16 protein-coding genes and 1 tRNA gene are annotated in these 18,445 nt (G+C 37.7%); 11 read left to right on the top strand and 6 right to left on the bottom strand.

Annotated elements, in window-relative coordinates:
• Positions 1-71: 71 nt before the first annotated feature.
• Positions 72-1,730 (bottom strand): putative transporter, encoded by a 1,659-nt coding sequence (locus INT04_RS09215; protein WP_193015838.1) that lies wholly within the window; start codon positions 1,728-1,730, stop codon positions 72-74.
• Between the two features lie 378 nt (positions 1,731-2,108).
• Between INT04_RS09215 and INT04_RS09210 the strand changes: the two genes are divergently transcribed.
• Entirely contained in the window at positions 2,109-2,444 is a 336-nt protein-coding gene (locus tag INT04_RS09210; RefSeq protein WP_193015837.1) for a YceK/YidQ family lipoprotein, read from the top strand.
• 66 nt (positions 2,445-2,510) lie between these two features.
• On the opposite strand, the gene INT04_RS09205 is transcribed toward INT04_RS09210, so the two are convergent.
• The gene (locus INT04_RS09205) at positions 2,511-2,816 is read right to left on the bottom strand and encodes a DUF5339 family protein (protein WP_193015836.1); all 306 of its coding nucleotides are present in this window, start codon (positions 2,814-2,816) and stop codon (positions 2,511-2,513) included.
• Between the two features lie 266 nt (positions 2,817-3,082).
• Here INT04_RS09205 and INT04_RS09200 point away from each other — a divergent pair.
• The 9 genes from INT04_RS09200 (at position 3,083) to INT04_RS09160 (ending at position 14,154) form a co-directional block, all read left to right on the top strand.
• A tRNA-Pro gene (locus tag INT04_RS09200) sits at positions 3,083-3,159 on the top strand.
• A 189-nt stretch (positions 3,160-3,348) separates the two neighbouring features.
• Positions 3,349-5,031 carry a ShlB/FhaC/HecB family hemolysin secretion/activation protein gene (locus tag INT04_RS09195; protein WP_193015835.1) on the top strand — a complete coding sequence of 561 codons (1,683 nt, stop codon included), beginning with the start codon at positions 3,349-3,351 and terminating at the stop codon, positions 5,029-5,031.
• A 522-nt stretch (positions 5,032-5,553) separates the two neighbouring features.
• Positions 5,554-7,161, top strand: coding sequence for a dipeptide ABC transporter periplasmic-binding protein DppA (gene dppA / locus INT04_RS09190; RefSeq protein ID WP_193015834.1), 1,608 nt, complete (start codon positions 5,554-5,556; stop codon positions 7,159-7,161).
• Positions 7,162-7,326: 165 nt separating this feature from the next.
• Positions 7,327-8,346: a dipeptide ABC transporter permease DppB gene (dppB, locus tag INT04_RS09185; protein ID WP_193015833.1), complete on the top strand. Its 1,020-nt coding sequence runs from the start codon at positions 7,327-7,329 to the stop codon at positions 8,344-8,346.
• A gap of 10 nt (positions 8,347-8,356) precedes the next feature.
• Positions 8,357-9,259, top strand: a complete 903-nt coding sequence (gene dppC, locus INT04_RS09180) for a dipeptide ABC transporter permease DppC (protein ID WP_193015832.1) — start codon at positions 8,357-8,359, stop codon at positions 9,257-9,259.
• A 12-nt stretch (positions 9,260-9,271) separates the two neighbouring features.
• Positions 9,272-10,255 carry a dipeptide ABC transporter ATP-binding protein gene (dppD, locus tag INT04_RS09175; protein ID WP_193015831.1) on the top strand — a complete coding sequence of 328 codons (984 nt, stop codon included), beginning with the start codon at positions 9,272-9,274 and terminating at the stop codon, positions 10,253-10,255.
• Positions 10,248-11,249: a dipeptide ABC transporter ATP-binding subunit DppF gene (gene dppF, locus INT04_RS09170; protein WP_193015830.1), complete on the top strand. Its 1,002-nt coding sequence runs from the start codon at positions 10,248-10,250 to the stop codon at positions 11,247-11,249. The genes dppD and dppF overlap by 8 nt, the downstream gene beginning before the upstream one ends.
• Positions 11,250-11,766: 517 nt before the next feature.
• The gene (locus INT04_RS09165) at positions 11,767-12,477 is read left to right on the top strand and encodes a HAMP domain-containing protein (RefSeq protein ID WP_193015947.1); all 711 of its coding nucleotides are present in this window, start codon (positions 11,767-11,769) and stop codon (positions 12,475-12,477) included.
• Between the two features lie 174 nt (positions 12,478-12,651).
• On the top strand, positions 12,652-14,154 hold the full coding sequence (locus INT04_RS09160; protein ID WP_193015829.1) for an insulinase family protein: 1,503 nt from the start codon (positions 12,652-12,654) through the stop codon (positions 14,152-14,154).
• Between the two features lie 101 nt (positions 14,155-14,255).
• On the opposite strand, the gene INT04_RS09155 is transcribed toward INT04_RS09160, so the two are convergent.
• From INT04_RS09155 to INT04_RS09140, 4 genes are all read right to left on the bottom strand, one after another.
• Positions 14,256-15,272: a serine hydrolase domain-containing protein gene (locus INT04_RS09155; protein ID WP_193015828.1), complete on the bottom strand. Its 1,017-nt coding sequence runs from the start codon at positions 15,270-15,272 to the stop codon at positions 14,256-14,258.
• An 81-nt stretch (positions 15,273-15,353) separates the two neighbouring features.
• Positions 15,354-15,563, bottom strand: a complete 210-nt coding sequence (locus INT04_RS09150) for a 2-hydroxymuconate tautomerase family protein (protein ID WP_193015827.1) — start codon at positions 15,561-15,563, stop codon at positions 15,354-15,356.
• Between the two features lie 69 nt (positions 15,564-15,632).
• Positions 15,633-16,652 carry an inner membrane protein YhjD gene (yhjD, locus tag INT04_RS09145; RefSeq protein ID WP_193015826.1) on the bottom strand — a complete coding sequence of 340 codons (1,020 nt, stop codon included), beginning with the start codon at positions 16,650-16,652 and terminating at the stop codon, positions 15,633-15,635.
• 319 nt (positions 16,653-16,971) lie between these two features.
• Complete coding sequence (locus INT04_RS09140; RefSeq protein ID WP_193015825.1) at positions 16,972-17,361, bottom strand: DUF1090 domain-containing protein; 390 nt, start codon at positions 17,359-17,361, stop codon at positions 16,972-16,974.
• A 180-nt stretch (positions 17,362-17,541) separates the two neighbouring features.
• Here INT04_RS09140 and INT04_RS09135 point away from each other — a divergent pair, with 180 nt between their 5' ends.
• Positions 17,542-18,384, top strand: coding sequence for a 23S rRNA (adenine(2030)-N(6))-methyltransferase RlmJ (locus tag INT04_RS09135; protein ID WP_193015824.1), 843 nt, complete (start codon positions 17,542-17,544; stop codon positions 18,382-18,384).
• Positions 18,385-18,445 lie beyond the last annotated feature (61 nt).

Here is an 18,445-nt window from a genome sequence, read left to right as displayed (position 1 = left end):
CCCTCTGTTAAGCAAAATGTGGATTTTGATAACATATTTAGTTCAACTGGTTAATATATTTATTATTTTTGCTACAACGTCCAGATAATAAGTGCCATTAATTGTGGTGTTATTATGCGTAGAAACATCGCTAAAGGGTAAACTGTGGCATAAGAAAGTGCGGCAGCCCCACTTGAGCTATGAATTGAGTTTGCAAAGGCCAGTGCTGGCGGATCGGTCATTGAGCCAGCTAACATTCCGCAAAGGCTTAGGTAGTTAAGCTTAAAGAAGATTCTGGCTATCATACCCACAATCAGTAACGGTAATAACGTAATGAGAATGCCGTAGCCAATCCAACTTAATCCTTGCCCATAAATTAGTGTTTCAATAAATTCGCCACCAGAATTAAGCCCTACCACAGCAAGAAACATCACAATACCTAACTCGCGTAATGCCAAGTTCGCACTTGGGGGCATAAACCAATAGAGCTTACCAAATGTCCCAATACGCCCTAAAATTAAGGCAACAACCAGAGGACCTCCCGCTAATCCCAATTTAAGGGCAACGGGAATACCAGGAATGAAAATAGGAATAGAACCGAGTAAAACCCCTAAGCCAATACCAATAAAGACAGGGAGCATCTGAACTTGTTCTAATTTTTGACGAGCATTACCTAAAAGCACAGTAATTGCTTCGATAGATTCAGGGCGACCAACAACATTAAGAATATCCCCAAACTGCAACATACTGTTATTGCTTGGAATAAGCTCAATACCTGCACGGTTTAATCGGGTCACTACAACATCATATTTTCTTTTAAGATCAAGTTCTTTTAAGCGCTTGCTTAATACAGAATCATTAGTGACAACGATACGTACGGATTGTAATAAGTTTGTGGATGTTGAAAGCGAAGCATCGACTTCTTCACCTAATATGATCCGTACTTTATTAAGATCTTCTTTTGAGCCGACAACATGCAGTAAATCCCCTAGCTGAATAATGGTTGATGGCATGGGGACCATAATATTATCACCGCGTTTTAAGCGGGAACATACAATAGCATCTTCATTGAGTAGAGGAACATCTTGCATTAATAAGCCATCTAAATTGGGATTTCTAATGGCGATATTAATGGTATGCAATGTCTCTTTAGTGCTATGTTGTTGATCGTTAAATATTTTAGCTTCTTCATCAATATTAATTTTAAAAAATACACGAACAAGCCACATGACCAACAAAATACCACAAATGCCCATAGGATAAGCCATTGCATAGGCCATTCCCATTTGTCCGACAGCCGTGGGATCAACATGTAAGTCAGTGAGTATTTGTTGCCCTGCACCCAATGAGGGGGTATTGGTGACAGCACCAGAAAAGATACCCAAAATAATAGGTAGAGGAACATCAAATAAGCGATAAATAGAGGCTGTTATGATGGAACCAAGCAGAATAATTAAAATGGCAAACGCATTAAGTTTTAAACCTGAAACACGTAATGAAGAGAAAAAACCAGGGCCAACTTGAATACCAATGGTATAAACGAAAAGGATAAGTCCAAACTCTTGAATAAAATGAAGAGTTTGAGCGTTAAGTAACAGGTCATAATGCTGAGCAAAATGGCCAATAATAATACCACCAAAGAGGACGCCACCAATTCCTAAGCTGACCCGATAGATTTTGATATTACCAATCCAAAGACCTAGAGCGCCTGCTAATGACAACATCACCATTGTTAATGCAATATCACTCATAAAAAAGATCCTATACTCAAAGAAAATAGAAATAAGAAAATTTGAGCTAAAACGATAAACCTATTTTGGCAAAGAACAAAGAAAGTCACTGTGTCTTATCGCACAGATTTAACATATATAGAGATCAAAAAATAAGAAAGATAAATAGAGTGTTAAAATAAAGAAGGTTGAATTTTAATATCAGAGAAACATAATAATTAATAATATTATTATGTTCTTTTTAATTAGATAAAAAAGGTTTTTTTGTACCAAGCTTATTTATTTAATTATTAAAAAATTAAGCTTTTTTATATCATCTTTCTCTTGTCCTATAAGAGAAAACAGGTTTAACTATATGATAAAAGGCGTTGACTCCTGATCTCGTTTTATAGGTGCCCTATGATATTTAGAACTACGACTAAAAATTTAACATTAATCACATTTTTGACGACGCTGCTGACAGGTTGCTCCAGTGTCATGACACATGCGAGCCCTAATAAAGAACTTTATTCAGGGACAAAAAATAATATGGCGATGCTAAAAGATGACGAAACCGGTTGGGCAATGAAACCATTGGTTCTGCTTGATTTTCCTTTTAGTGCCGTATTAGATACTTTACTGTTACCTTACGATTATTATACCCAGAGTGATGATAAAAGTAATAACTCACCTAAAGAACGTATAAAAAAATTGGAAGATACCACGGTAAATAATACGTATGAAAATAAGAATTAATATCAAAACAATGACTAAATATTAAATAAGTAATTATATTTAGTCATTATCTGTTTATTTAATTAATTATTTATTTAATGCCGTTTCTTCTTTAGGGCCAAACATTTTATTAAGGCTATTCAGTTCTTGCATTTCTTTTTCACATATTATTTTTTGTTCTGTCAGGGGGGCTGTCATTATCTTTTTTTTACTTTGTTCAAAATTTCCCTTAATTTCAGGCATATTATGCTTTAGGTCCTCTCTTTGAGAGATGTACTGAATAAACTTGTCAGCTTCTTTAAAGTACACTCGGCAAGCATGTGTTGTAGCTGCTTGGGCTGGAAGTGTGGTTACTAATAAGAGTAATGTGGCACTCCACCAACATTGTTTCATTCTTTAAACTACCTACCTTATTTGACATAAGTTAATTATATAAAAAGCACATAAAATAAACGATAACATTAGAGAATAAATTTGTTATTTTTTCTTGTTTTTTATCAGTACTGTAAAGAAATATTGAATTGAGACTAAAAATGAGCCGTTCTTATGATAAAAAAGTTAAAAATCAATCATTTTGATTGAAAACCATACGAACAATCAGGAGATACTAAAAAAGTATTGACGGAGTGGGGTTCTGGCAGTAAGATGCACCTCGATTTCGGCGAGTAGCGCAGCCTGGTAGCGCAACTGGTTTGGGACCAGTGGGTCGGAGGTTCGAATCCTCTCTCGCCGACCACATTAAGAAACCCCGCTTTTAAAGCGGGGTTTTGTCGTTTTAGGTATGGCCTAAATACTTCGATTATTAAATGTATTAGATTTCTACCTTATTCTGCATCTTCGGCACAAAAGGTGATTTCTCTAAATCATCTTACTGCTATTCCAATTATACCTAGTATTCTATTTTCCTATTAAAAGGGCTAAATGAATGCAAAATAGGTTATCTGTTCTCTTTCTTATTCTTTTCTTTCTTTGTTTTAAAACAGCCTTGGCCAATACCCATGATTTTTTTATACGCGATGTGCCCATTTTAACGTCTGAAGACATGCTTAAAGATAAAATAAGTACATTAAAAGAAGAAAGTTTGCCTTTACAGGGAGTCACTACAAGCAAAGCCCATATCGCAACGCTATCATCCTGTTTTCCCATCAAACAAGTAAATCTACATAATCAACAATACTTTACATCATCTTCATTGCAACACGCCCTTGATAAATGGAAAAAACGGTTAGAGAGCGATTGCCATACCGAGATTTTATTAGAACAAGATATTAATATTTTAAATGCAATATTGTATGACGCGGGTTACATCACCAGTGAGGCGGGTAAAGTTGACTTATTTGCTGATCGTGGCTTATTAGATATCACATTAAAAGTAGGTCGTGTTGAAGATATCATTGCTGAAAATAGGCATTCAAAATCGCGTATTATTGCGCAAGTCATGCCTGTGAAACGCGGGGATATATTGAATATTAATGATATTGAACAAGGTGTTTCAAATTTAAAAGATAAGCCTAATAGTAAGGTCAAAGTTGTGCTAAAAGTAGGTTCTTATGATACACACAACACACTTATTTCGATTAATCAAGTTGGGGAAAGCACATTTAACGGATCACTCTCTATTGATAATAAAGAGAAAAAAATGCACGGCGATCTCTTTGGAGAGGTGAAATTTAATTTCGGTAATTTATTACAGTTAAATGATTCTTTATCACTTATTTTCTCGCGTAATTTAGGTGGCATGAAATCACAAGGGATAAAAAAGTCTATTTTCTTTTTTAAATTTCCATATCGTTATTGGCGGTTTTCTCTTTTGGGTTATCAGATTGACTCTAAAAATAAAATATCAAACGCAGCTATGGATAGACAAAGAATACAACAACAACACTTTTCTTTTGATATTCAGCGTCAATTTAGACCATCTCAACAACGAACCGTAACACTTATGGCGGGGCTTCAATACTATACTTATCACAATACGCTATTTAGTAAAAACATTGATGTTCATGAACGCCGTAGCCCTTATATTACCCTCGGCGTTAAGCAATATTATCGACTTCTACGAGGTGGGAATATTAATGTAAAGCTTAATTATAAACAAAGTATTCCACTCAAAGGCGCAAAGCTTTCCCCGATACATTCTGTAAATGGTGTCCCTATTTTTAATGTTGAGGTCGATGCTTTGATCCCGTTTAAAGCAGTATCATACCCCTTTTTTTATCAACCCAAATTTAGCGTACAACTGACAAAATCGGAGATTGATGGATTATTAGATAAAAGCACGATTGGTGGATTAAATAGTGTATATGGCTTTGCTTCAGGAACTGGCTATTCAGCAGAGAATCAGTTTCTTTTCAGACAAAAATTGTCATGGTTAACGCCTGTTCAAGGGCAGTTATTATTTTCCGCATTAGATTATGGTTCGGTATCGAAGCGTCGTGGAAATATTTTCCATAATAAAGAAAAATACTTAGTGGGATTTGCAGTGGGTCTAGAGGGCTCAGTAAATCAGTTGAATTATCAAGTTATTGTGGGAATACCTTTATTAACTTCTCAAAAAAAACCTAACTATTCGCCTCAGCTGACGTTTAGTGGGAAATGGAACTTCTGATAAAAAGTGAAAAATATGAATTTTTCACTACTAAATAATCCAAATTATTAATAACAGACTGAATTTTATAGTCTTGTCTAGTTAAGTGATTTGCTAGGTACTCTAGTTTGGTATCTTTTACTCTCTTTACCCGATTAAAACTAAAGTCATGATCATCTCATTGCGTGATTATTTTTCTCTCATAACAGAATAAAGCACCAAGTTCTTTGTTTCATTTCAAAATATCAGTTCAATATTTAAGCGGTTAATCACAAATTATGGCTTTTTTTAAAACAGTCATTTCACTTAAGGATTTCTTAATCTGTGGTTTTATTGACTAGGTATTAGTCATGAGATTATTTTTTTATTCTGAGTTTGTTCGGAATTCGTTTCATTTGTGTTTATAACTTGTTCATTTTACCGAGTGAACCCTTATTGACGTAAGGGAATACTGTTGGTTAATTGAATGATGACAAAATAAAAAGGTATTCCGTTTTTAAATAGGAAACCAAAAACACAACAGAACAATTTCGGAGAGTAATGATGAAAAGCTCCATAAAACAGACAGGAATTTTAACGGCGACTATAGGATTACTTGCGTTAGCCGTTTCTACTGGTGTACAGGCAAAAACGCTGGTGTATTGCTCTGAAGGTTCACCTGAAGGATTTAACCCTCAGTTATTTACTTCTGGTACCACTTATGATGCAAGCTCAGTGCCTCTTTATGATCGTTTAGTTGAATTTAAACTGGGTACAACAGAAATTATTCCAGGACTGGCAGAAAGCTGGGATGTCAGTGATGATGGAAAAGTGTATACCTTTCATTTACGTAAAGGTGTGAACTGGCATAGTAGTAAAACGTTTAAACCAACACGTGAATTTAATGCGGATGACGTGATGTATACCTTTATGCGTCAAATGGATCCAAAACATCCTTACCATAAAGTTTCTGGTGGAAGTTATGAATACTTCACCGGAATGGATATGAACAACATGATCGAAAAAATTGAGAAAGTTGATGATCATACCGTTCGTTTTGTTTTAACACGTTCAGAGGCCCCTTTTATTGCTGATATGGCCATGGACTTTGCCTCTATATTATCTGCGGAATATGCAGATAATATGATGAAAGCGGGAACACCTGAAAAAGTGGATTTAGATCCTATTGGTACAGGGGCTTTCCAATTACTGCAATATCAAAAAGACTCACGGATACTTTATAAAGCCAATGACCAATATTGGGGTAAAAAACCGGATATAGACCGTTTGGTTTTCTCTATCACGCCGGATGCTTCTGTACGTTATGCCAAACTACAAAAAGGCGAATGTCAGGCAATGCCTTATCCTAACCCTGCTGATATCGCGAAGATGAAACAAAATAGCGATATTAACCTATTAGAACAGCCAGGTTTAAACGTGGGCTATATCTCGTTTAACGTTGAGAAAAAGCCACTGGATAACCAAAAAGTTCGCCAAGCATTAAGTATGGCTGTAAATAAAGACGCCATTATTGAAGCGGTTTATCAAGGCGCGGGTCAAAAAGCGAAGAACCTTATTCCACCAACAATGTGGGGTTATAACGATGATATCGTTGATTATGAATATAACCCTGAAAAAGCCAAAGCACTGTTAAAAGAAGCGGGTCTTGCTGATGGCTTTACCATCGATTTATGGGCAATGCCAGTACAGCGCCCTTATAACCCGAATGCGCGTCGTATGGCTGAAATGGTACAAGCTGACTGGGAAAAGATTGGTGTGAAAACCAAGATTGTGAGTTACGAGTGGGGTGAATATCTCAAACGAGCTAAATCAGGCGAGCACCAAGCTGTGATGATGGGTTGGACGGGGGATAATGGGGATCCAGATAACTTCTTTGCCACATTATTTAGCTGTGCCGCAAAAGAGCAAGGTTCAAACTATTCCAAATGGTGTTACAAACCATTTGAAGATCTAATCCAACCAGCGCGGATCACGGCTGATCACAACAAACGTATTGAGCTTTATAAACAAGCTCAAGTTGTTATGCATGATCAAGCCCCTGCACTGATTATTGCCCACTCAACGGTTTATGAGCCAGTGAGCAAAAAAGTGGAGAACTATGTCGTTGATCCATTGGGTAAACATCACTTTGAGAATGTCTCTCTGAAATAATAGCAATACGTAATCGTTGGATAGCCTTAAATACGGTGTCTTTTTTGTGAAAGGCACCGCTATTCCATAATAAAGAATACATCCAGTACACTTGTGGGCGCAGGGGACTTTCCCCTGATTTATCAGCGCTATCTTTTAGCTGATGTTTGAAAAGAGAATTAGGATATGCTGCAATTTATCCTTCAACGTCTGGGACTTGTGATCCCTACGTTTATCGGAATTACATTACTCACGTTTATTTTTGTTCATCTCATTCCCGGTGATCCGGTGATGATTATGGCGGGTGAGCGTGGTCTTTCTCCAGAACGTCATGCCTATTTAATGGCAGAATTAGGGCTGGATAAGCCTTTATGGCAACAATATATCAATTACCTAAATGGCATTCTTCACGGTGATTTAGGCATTTCATTAAAAAGCCGTATTCCTGTATGGGATGAGTTTTTACCTCGCTTTAAAGCAACGTTAGAGCTTGGCGTGTGCGCAATGATTTTTGCAATTTCTGTTGGTATCCCTGTAGGCGTTTTAGCCGCAGTAAAGCGCGGTTCTATTTTTGATCATACGGCGATTAGTGTGTCATTAGCGGGCTATTCCATGCCAATCTTCTGGTGGGGAATTATGCTTATCATGTTGGTGTCTGTGAAATTAGATTTAACCCCAGTATCAGGTCGTCTTGCTGATAGCGTCTTTTTAGATGACAGTTATCCATTAACTGGTTTTATGCTTATCGATACCTTTATTTGGGGAGAAGAAGGTGATTTCTTCGATGCAGTCCATCATATTATTTTGCCCGCTATTGTATTAGGAACCATTCCTTTAGCGGTTATCGTGCGTATGACACGCTCATCTATGCTTGAAGTGTTAGGTGAAGATTATATTCGTACCGCAAGAGCAAAAGGCCTAAGCCGTGCTCGTGTCATCCTTATTCATGCGTTACGCAATGCTATGTTACCTGTTGTTACCGTAATTGGGCTACAAGTGGGTACTATGCTAGCTGGAGCAATCTTAACAGAAACGATTTTCTCATGGCCGGGTTTAGGGCGTTGGTTAATTGATGCCTTACAACGACGTGACTACCCCGTTGTTCAAGGTGGCGTACTTTTAATTGCAACCATGATTATCTTCGTCAATCTGTTGGTTGATGTTCTTTATGGCATTGTGAATCCTCGTATTCGCCATAAAAAATAAGGAATGCATAATGACTGAAAATAAAGTAATACCGGTCATCAATGCACCGGTACCCATGACACCCTTCCAAGAGTTTTGGCACTACTTTAAGCAAAATAAGGGTGCTGTTGTTGGATTGATCTATATCGTAATAATGTTGCTGATTGCATTATTTGCTGGCTTTCTTGCCCCTCATGCTCCTAATGAACAATTTCGTGATTTCTTATTAGCCCCCCCTGTTTGGGAAGACGGCGGAAGTTGGCAATTTATTTTAGGAACAGATGATGTAGGCCGAGATATTCTTTCTCGTTTAATGTTTGGTGCTCGCCTCTCATTATTAGTCGGCTGCATCGTTGTGGTGCTTTCGCTTATCTTAGGCATTATTTTAGGGTTAGCCGCCGGATATTTTGGTGGCCTTGTTGATATCGGCATTATGCGAGTAGTTGATATCATGTTGGCATTACCAAGCCTATTATTAGCATTGGTGTTGGTGGCTATTTTTGGGCCATCGATTGTTAATGCGTCTATTGCATTAACCTTTGTTGCTTTACCTCACTATGTTCGATTAACACGAGCAGCCGTTTTAATTGAAGTAAACCGCGATTATGTGATTGCCTCTCGCGTTGCGGGAGCAGGATCAATGCGTCAAATGTTTATCAATATCTTACCTAACTGTCTCGCACCTTTAATTGTTCAAGCCTCTTTAGGTTTTTCTAACGCCATCTTAGATATGGCAGCATTAGGCTTTTTAGGTATGGGCGCTCAACCACCAACTCCAGAATGGGGAACAATGTTATCTGATGTGTTGCAGTTTACACAGAGTGCATGGTGGGTTGTTACGTTCCCTGGTCTGGCGATTTTGTTTACCGTACTTGCCTTTAACTTAATGGGTGACGGTTTACGTGATGCGCTTGATCCGAAATTAAAGCAGTAACGGAGTAAGAACATGGCATTATTAAATATTAATCAATTATCTGTTCACTTTGGTGATGAAGATACTCCGTTTAAAGCGGTAGACCGAATTAGCTATCAAGTTGAAGAAGGGCAAGTTGTGGGTATCGTTGGAGAGTCGGGCTCAGGTAAATCAGTGAGTTCATTGGCCATTATGGGGCTGATTGATTTTCCGGGACGAGTAACTGCACAAGAGCTCTATTTTGATGGTCGAGATTTAATGAAAATCTCTGAATCAGAGCGCAGAAATTTGGTTGGTGCAGATGTTGCAATGATTTTCCAAGATCCAATGACAAGCTTAAATCCGTGTTTTACGGTTGGTTATCAAATTATGGAAGCGTTAAAAGTCCATCAAGGTGGGAGCCGTAAAACACGTAAACAACGAGCGATTGACCTGTTAACGCTGGTGGGTATTCCTGATCCCGCTTCTCGTTTAGATGTGTATCCACATCAGCTTTCTGGCGGAATGAGCCAGCGAGTGATGATCGCAATGGCGATTGCTTGTCGCCCTAAATTATTAATTGCTGATGAGCCAACGACGGCACTGGATGTCACTATTCAAGCTCAAATCATAGAGCTACTGCTTGATTTACAAAAACAAGAAAATATGGCGTTAGTACTGATCACCCATGATTTAGCGTTAGTTGCCGAAGCTGCGGATACAATTATTGTGATGTATGCGGGGCAAGTTGTGGAATCAGGGAAGGCTTCAGAGATTTTTAAATCACCTCGCCATCCTTATACCCAAGCGTTGTTAAGAGCATTACCTGAGTTTGCTAGCAATAAAGCGCGATTAGCGTCATTACCGGGCGTTGTACCGGGTCGTTATGATAGACCCGTCGGGTGTTTACTCAATCCACGTTGCCCTTATGCGCATGATGAATGTTATAAGACCGAACCTACCTTAAGAGAATTAGGGGCGCATCGCGTGAAATGCCATACACCGTTAGATAATACAGGGAGACCCTCTCATGGCTGAAGTTAATCCAAATATATCAACTCCCTTATTAAAAGCGGTTAATTTAGCAAAATATTACAGTGTCAAAGGGGGGCTATTTTCAAAGGAGAAAACAGTCAAAGCCCTTGATGGTGTCTCTTTTGAGTTAGAACGTGGTAAAACCTTGGCGATTGTCGGTGAATCAGGATGTGGTAAATCCACATTAGGCCGATTATTAACTATGATTGAAATTCCAACGTCAGGAGAGCTTTCCTATCGTGGACAAAATCTATTAATTAAAGATAAATCGGCAGAGAAATTACGTCGTCAAAAGATCCAAATTGTATTTCAGAATCCTTATGGATCATTAAATCCACGTAAAAAAGTGGGGCAAATTCTAGAAGAACCCTTATTGATCAATACAACGCTTACTACTTCTGAACGCAAAGAAAAAGTATTATCAATGATGGCTAAAGTAGGGTTAAAGACAGAGCACTATAGCCGCTATCCACATATGTTTTCTGGCGGTCAACGTCAACGTATAGCTATTGCGCGTGGTTTAATGCTTGAGCCTGATATTGTGGTGGCGGATGAGCCTGTATCTGCACTTGATGTTTCAGTGCGTGCTCAAGTCCTGAATTTAATGATGGATCTTCAACAAGAGATGGGGCTTTCCTATGTCTTTATTTCCCATGATCTTTCAGTTGTTGAACATATTGCTGATGACGTGATTGTCATGTATTTAGGTCGTTGTGTAGAAAAAGGGACAAAGGCTCAAATCTTTGAAAATCCACAACATCCTTATACACAAGCCTTGCTATCAGCAACACCAAGATTAACCCCTGAATTAAGACGTGAACGTATTAAATTAACGGGCGAGCTACCAAGTCCATTAAATCCACCGCCAGGTTGTGCGTTTGCGGCGCGTTGTCGTCGAGCTTTTGGACCATGTAGTCAATTGCAACCCACACTAAAAGACTATCATGGTCAGCTTATTGCTTGTTTTGCGGTTGAGCAGGATAACGCAATACCTTAAATAAAAAGGGTGTACCTAATAAAACAAGAACAATATGTTTATTCGTATTGTTTTTGTTTTTCATTTAATATATTTAATTAATCTTAACTGAATAATCGAATAATGATTCAAAGGGTGTTAATTTTTATGTTTATATAACTATTTTAAAATATAATTTTTTATAATAAAAAATATTTCCTATTATGAAATAGACTAAATTTAATTTTGATTTTTAGTTCTTTGATAAGTGATTAATAGGTTTTAATTTTAGATAATCTCGCATTTTTGAGTGAATTATATTTTTTATTAAATAAAATTTGATTAATTGTAAGTAATGAAGAGGAAGTCAGTTTCTATTTTTATTTTACTATTTTTATCTTATAACTATACTCAAATAATAATAATTATATATTTATCTACTTTTATTTTAATGGATTGGCCTGTTTTATAGCGCTATTTTCTTTATTGATAGTGATACATAATCACAAAAATACAGTATAATCACTCTGTTCAAGTATGTATATTGGAAATAGCAATGATGAAACCTCATCTTAAACATTCATTAACAATAAAACAGATGGCTGCAGTTGCAGGCGTTACGTTGGTGACTATTGCTATTTTTATCAGTATTCAACTTGTTTATTTGATAGATCAACGCCGTGAAGATTATCAAAATCAGCTTTTTAATGCGGGAGTCAGTATCCAGCAACCGCTCGCTGATGCATTGTTACGATCAGATTTAAACGATGCCAAACAACAAATTATTGGGTTAAAAGCGACAGGTATCCTCGGTAAAGCGATTGTCATGCAACCCAAAAACGTTCAAGTCATGAACTTAGATTTTGCACCTAAAAAAGAAGTCTCTCATTTTTCAAGCTGGCTTTTTGGTATCCCCGTGGAAGCGGTTATTCCTTTACAACCCCTCGGTATTACATCAACAGATGATAAATCCTATACAGGGCACCTGATCTTGCAGGCGGATACAAATCGTTTTTATCGCTTTGCCAGTAATACTGTCGCTTTAATGTTAACAACGTATTTGTTGATGGGGCTTATTTTAACCGTTGCCATTAGCTGGTGTATTAACCGCATTGTCGTTAAACCTTTACGTCAAATCGCGGTCACTCTCAATAAAGATAGCCAAGTTTCTGTGTTATCTTGTCCAGAATCACATCGTGATGATGAGATTGGTTTGCTGGTTAAAGGATATAATCATCAAAAATCTGATCAAAAATTGCCGAAGGTCTGAACCTTCTTACGCCATAATGAGTCTAATCACTATAGTGATTCCATTTCATGTTTCTGTGGTGACAAAGAATGATAATACAAAAAATAGACATCCAACATCTAACATGTCTTTTGGCGCTTATTGTTAAACCTCATAAGTGGTTTAATACCAAGGATTAATAAAACAGAGGTTCACATGCAGGGTGTAATGACACGAATTTTATTGGGAAGCGTTATGTTCGGCGCTGTTGTTTGCCAAGTTCAAGCTGAAGCTTTACAGCCTGATCCTGCTTGGCAAGAAGGGCGACTAGCTAATGGTTTTCAGTGGCAAATTTTACAAACACCGCAACGTCCAAACGATAGAATACAGATCCGCTTATTAGTAAATACGGGGTCTTTATCAGAGAAAAGTAGTGAAACGGGTTTTTCATCCTTGGTATCAAAACTAAATGTATTGGAAAATACAGGATTAACACCAGAAAAGCGTGATAATTTATGGAAAAATGCGTTAGATCCTGATTACCCGTTACCCCCGATGATCGTTTCATACGATTTTACTGTTTATAATTTAAGTCTACCGAATAACCAGCCTGAACTATTAAAAGAGGCTTTTGCATTACTTGCCGCTATTGCGAAGCCCGCGCAATACACAGAAGATGCCGTTCGTAATGCGGTTCAATCGCCACTTCCTATTGCAACATTCCCTGTCAATATTGAAGATCCTATCTGGCGCTCACGTCTTGAAGGCTCTAATCTAAAAGGTCATAATCCGGGGAAACCCGTTAATCAATCTGTTAATACCAAAGAGTTGTCAGATTACCAACAGCGTTGGTATACCCCTGATATGATGACACTCTATATTGCAGGTAATGTTGATAATCGAGTATTAACTGAAAATATTAATCAGGCATTTTCCTCTTTATCAGGAAAGCGTGTCACGCCGGTTCCAGTTCCTATTCTTGCAGATATGAAACCTGAAACACTCTATGTGCAAGAACCTATGCGAGCTAAAGACCAAATCTCTTTAATTTGGGATTTAGATTGGTCTCCCGTAAAAGACTCTGACACGTTAAATAAATATTGGTTGAGTGATTTAGCGCGTGAAGTGATTTTTGTTCATTTAGGTCGAAGCCTTGAACAACGCAAAGAAAATGACAGCACTCAAATTAACATTGATTGCCGAGTACAATATCAGCGTGCAAGTTGTGCTTTGAATCTTGATACCGTAACGGCGAATATCCCTACACTTGCAGCATGGGTTGGTGAAGAGCTTGGTCGTTTACGAAATCAAGGTATTAGCGATGAGCTGTATCAAGAGCTTCAGCAAGAGAAACAGCTTCAATTAACGCAGTTATTTGCGCGTTATGCAAAAACCAGCACAGCTATTTTAATTAATCAGCGTTTATTATCACAACAAAGTAATATTATTGATATTCCTCCTGAACAATATCAGCGTTTACGCCAAGCATTTTTAGCAGGCCTAACAAAAGAGACGTTAAATCAGGAGCTTTCAAGAGTATTATCTGAAGACATCACCTTTGTATTAACACAAAGTGGTGAAACGCCGACAGTGAATTTAGGTGAATTACGTATTCAATTTGAAAAACAAGTTCACCCAGAAGTGGTGAATACGCCTGCTAATACGGTGCCAAATAAAACGGTGGAAACACCCTCAGTGATAACTCCGGCGAAGAAATAGCCATAAAAAAGTCACTGGGCTAATATAAAAAATTATCGGTTTATACAATTAAAAAAGCCAAAAGTGTTATTAATACATTTTTGGCTTTTTCGTTTTTAATATTAAAGGCGTTTAAACGCATCTTTAATAATCTCAGTTAACGCTTCACGGGTGTTTCTTTGGGTTGTAAATCCTGCAATAGCAATCTGTTTTTCAGGTAAATAATAAGCAGCAGATCCCCAATAACCAAGGTGATAATAAAGTGTACCTAGGCGGGTTTCTTCAGCCATCAATCCTAAGCGATAATTTGCAGCACCTGTATGTGAACCTTCCCATTTCATCTCTTTTAAGGTCGATGGATGTGTATACACCCTATCTTCAAAGAGATCTGCGGTGAATTTGGCTAACTCAAGGGTTGTCATCACAAGTCCTCCACCACCAAAAGTATCCATTGAGGCATCAATGTGAGTACCTTCATGTTCACCAGCAAATTGCCTTGCACGAATTTTCTTGGATATGGGGTGTGGTTCTGGCTCTAGACCTTCCCACCATGTTTGCGGTAAATCTAAGTCTTGAAAATGCAATAATTCACGCACTGCGGTCGCCATATTTTTTCTCATAAATTGAGAAAGGATATCGCCTAATAAGATGTATCCAGTATCTGAATAAATAAAGCGTTTTCCAGCAGGAATAATGGGAAATCCTTGGTGAGTATAATGTGCTATCTGTTCTTCTCGTGTCCATTGATGGGTGGGGTTGTTTATAACCGCCTCAAGGTAAGCTTCATTAGCGTGATCAAATAAACCACTGCTGTGGCTTAATAAATGGCGCAATGTAATAGTGTTAAGATCATACCCAAGTTCTGATAATGTTTGTTGATAATGGGAACTTAGATATTTTATTATCTTATCATCAAGAGACAAGGCATCTTGTTCCCATAAACGTAAAAAAGCGGCTGCGAGAAAGGTTTTTGTGTTGCTTGCGATCCGAAAAGGAGTATCTACAGTTAATTTTTTCTGGGTACTTTCATCGGCAAATCCATGCGCCATACCAAAAGGGTATTGAATGCCTGCACCGGTAATATAGATAGCACTTGCTGAGGGTAAGGCATGAAAAGCATCAGTCATTGATTGAACCATAGTTACTTCCTTATCTGTCAGGAAAATAAATCAGCAAAAAGGGTGTACTTGGCACCCTTTTATTTATATTGCTGAAATGCTTTATTTATTTTTTACCGCTGCTCGTAATTCTGTTACGGTTTTACCGCCTATTCCCCAGTTATCTGTTTCTACTTCATCGATCACAACAACGGTGGTTGCTGGGTTTTTGCCTAAGACATCAACTAAAAGTTGTGTTGCACCCGCAATAAGTTGTTCTTTCTGTTCAGCAGTTGCACCTTCACGTGTGATTTTAATATTAACGTATGGCATTATTATTCCTTATTACGTTATTGATAGGCGGTTAATACAGGGAATTAACCATATAGTTTTACCATAAGATTAAGATGTTGATTGTGTTTCAGCTAACTGTTCTTTACGCATATTTGGGCCATCAGTGGCAATCCATGCGGCACAAAAGAGCGTTAATCGGGCAAAAAAGTAGAAGAAAGCCATTAAGCCTATTACCGAACCAAATGCGGCACCTGAAGGTGAGCTTGCTATTCTTGGCAGCATCCATGTCATTACCGATTTCAAAATTTCAAAACCAATGGCGGCAATAAGGGTGCCTTTAATCAGAGAAATACGTTTAGGCTGATGACGAGGTAAGATCCACAGTATCCATAAAAAGAGCAAGTAGTTTGCAGTGATTGAAATTGTTAAGCCAATTGTTGTCCATGCGGGTGTTAACCATTCAATACCATCTAATCCCAATGTATGGACAATCATTCTTTGAGCTGAACCCGCTACAGAAGTCAGAGTAATGGTGACAATTAATGCGAAAAGTAAGCCAATTAAGGCTAAAAAATCACGAAAATAGCGAAAATAGATTTTTTCTTGTTCTTCTTTATTTCTTTCCCAAACGAGTCGTGATTGCGCCAAAATGGCCTGACGTAAGTTACCAACCCAATTAACACCAGAATAAAGAGCAATTGCTAAACCTGTTAAACCGACGGTTGTACGTTGGCGAACGGCTGTATCAATACTTTGTTGAACGGTTGCAGCCAATGTTGGATCGTCGATACTATTTGCTACACCCGTGATTAATTTAGCAAGTAAATCTGGGTTGGACGCTAAAACAAAACCCGCACAGGCAAAAGAGAGCATTAATACAGGGATTAATGATAAAAAGGAAAAGTAAGTGATGGCGGCACCGAACTGATTCCCCATTCTATCAGTGAAACGTTCTGCGGTACGAATAAGATGCGCAATGAAAGGAATATTGGTAATGAAATTACTGATTTTTATTCCTATACCGATGGCTTTTTTTCCACCATGTAGCCCTTTTTCCAGCCCTTTTTTGAGTGGCTGAGTCAGTTGAGTTTTTTCATCTGCTGTTTTTTGTTGCTGCTCTTCTGACATATATCCTCTTTAATTAGATCAGTCCATTTTTAATAAATTAGTGACATTACTATAGTTTCTACTCAAAAATAGCATAGCTTAATTTCTATTACATACCTTATGCTTATTGTAATTAGCCTCTGATTTAGATGACGTAATTGTTTGTTCTGGTTTAAGTGTAGATGATGCACTATTAAAAGGTGTAATAATAACCTTGTGCTTAATAAAGGGTAAAAAATCGATGTAGACATTCTGACATATAGTTTAAATAAAAAATGGCTACTCACTTATTTTGTATTTCGCAGAAAGGTAAGGAGTAGACATTAGTGTATTGTGATCATTACTTGGTCAGTAAATTTAATTCATCTTCAAGCGCTTTTAATTCTGCTTTTTCTTCAGCTAGTTTTCTTTCTTGTTTGGCGATTTTATCCGTATCACCTTTAAGTTGAGCTTCTTTTAATTCAAGTTCACGCTCTTTGACATCAAGTTGTTTTTCACGTAATTCAAGGCGCGTGCTTTCAACCACTTTTTCTGGAGTACAATAACGCTCAACATTTTGTAATGCGCGCTCTAAGCCTTGTATACGGTATTGATTACCGTGTATTTTTGCGTATTCCATCTGTTTTTGGATATTTTGTTTTTTTATCTCACAACCATTAGTTGATGCATTGGCATAAGCATGACTTGCTAATAGACTTAATGCCATGGCGGTAAAAAGTACTTTTTTCATTTTGCTATCCTTTTTAAACTTAAGTGGAATATTGGGTTATCATAATGATTGAGCATGAAGACACAACGTTTCTTTCGCTTTCAATAAGGAAGTTCAGCTTTTTCTGATACACTGAGAACCATCATGCTTTCAGAGTAAATTTATTACTAAGCTATACTTATTTCTAACGGAAGATAAAGAATGCTGAGCTATCGCCATAGTTTTCATGCTGGCAACCACGCCGATGTTTTAAAACATATTGTTCAAACACTTATCATTGAGTCTTTAAAAGAGAAAGAAAAACCATTTCTTTATCTTGATACTCATGCTGGCGCTGGACGTTATCAATTAACCCATGCTCATGCGACTCGCACTGGTGAATATCTAGAAGGGATCGCCCGCTTATGGCAGCAAGAAGAGGTACCAGAGCTGATTCTGCCTTATCTTGAAGCCGTTAGTGAATTAAACCCAAATGGTGAACTTCGTTACTATCCTGGGTCTCCTTTACTCGCTGGGAAATTATTGAGAGAGTATGATTCACTTGTACTCACAGAATTGCATCCAAGTGATTATCCTTTACTGCGTACAGAATTTTCTCGTGACGAACGCGCACGCGTTTCTCGTGAAGATGGCTTTGGCCAATTAAAATCAAAATTACCCCCAGCAAGTCGCCGTGGATTCGCCTTAATTGATCCTCCTTATGAGCTTAAACAAGATTACACTGCTGTCGTAAAAGGCGTTGTAGAAGGTTATAAACGTTTTGCTACGGGGACTTATGCAATTTGGTATCCAGTAGTTCATCGCCAGCAAATTAAACGAATGTTAAAAGATCTTGAATCAACGGGGATCCGTAGAATTTTACAAATTGAATTAGCCGTAAAACCCGACAATGATCAACTGGGTATGACAGCATCAGGTATGATTGTGATTAATCCGCCGTGGAAATTAGAATCACAAATGAAATCCATATTGCCTTGGTTACATAAAACGTTAGTGCCTGAAGGTATAGGGCATACATCAGTTGAATGGGTTGTGCCAGAATAAATATTTTTTCTTATTGTTTTTGCCTATTACTGTAAAAGCTAAAATCTGACGTGCTATGTTT

This window comes from Proteus sp. FME41 (assembly GCF_014897315.1).
Lineage (GTDB): Bacteria > Pseudomonadota > Gammaproteobacteria > Enterobacterales > Enterobacteriaceae > Proteus.
Note: the sequence above shows the minus strand (reverse complement) of the source record. Positions and strands in the feature narration are given on the sequence as shown.